1 protein-coding gene is annotated in these 770 nt (G+C 71.7%); it reads right to left on the bottom strand.

Annotated elements, in window-relative coordinates; genetic code table 11:
- The coding region (locus MY520_RS27910; protein WP_436695953.1) for an aldehyde dehydrogenase family protein at positions 1-770 on the bottom strand (770 nt) is incomplete at both ends.

Here is a 770-nt window from a genome sequence, read left to right as displayed (position 1 = left end):
CGGGTGCTGGTCCAGCGGAGCAGGTTCTGCGCGGCGCCGGCCTTGTCGTTGGTGCCCGAGCCGCGGCCGCCGCCGAAGGGCTGCTGGCCGACCACCGCGCCGGTGGGCTTGTCGTTGACGTAGAAGTTGCCCGCCGCGAACCGCAGGAACCGCTGGGCGTGCGCGATCGCGGCCCGGTCCTCGGCGATCACCGCGCCGGTCAGCGCGTAGGGCGCGACCGACTCCATCTGGGTCAGCACGGTGTCGTAGTCGGCGTCGTCGTAGACGTGCACCGCCAGCACCGGGCCGAAGTACTCGGTGCGGAACACCTCGTGGCCGGGGTCGGTGCCCTCGATGATGGTCGGCCGGACGAAGAAGCCCTCGCTGTCGTCGGCCTTGCCGCCGGCCACCACGCTCAGCGCGTCGTCGTCGGTGGCCCGGTCGAGCACCCCCGACAACCTGGAGAACGACTTGCGGTCGATCACCGCGCCCAGGAAGTTGCTGAAGTCGGTGACGTCGCCCATCGGCAGCGCCTCGGTGGCGGCGACCAGGTCGTCCTTCAGGCGAGACCAGACGCTGCGCGGCACGTAGGCGCGCGACGCCGCCGAGCACTTCTGCCCCTGGTACTCGAACGCGCCGCGGATCAGCGCGGTGCGCAGCACGTCGACGTCCGCCGAGGCGTGCGCCACGACGAAGTCCTTGCCGCCGGTCTCCCCGACGATCCGCGGATAGCCCCGGTAGGAGGCGATGTTGGCCCCCACGGTGCGCCACAGCTGCTGGAACACCGCGGT

This window comes from Geodermatophilus sp. CPCC 205506 (assembly GCF_051383635.1).
Lineage (GTDB): Bacteria > Actinomycetota > Actinomycetes > Mycobacteriales > Geodermatophilaceae > Geodermatophilus.
The sequence above is the reverse complement of the archived record's forward strand: the minus strand, read 5'-3'. Positions and strand labels throughout refer to the sequence as shown.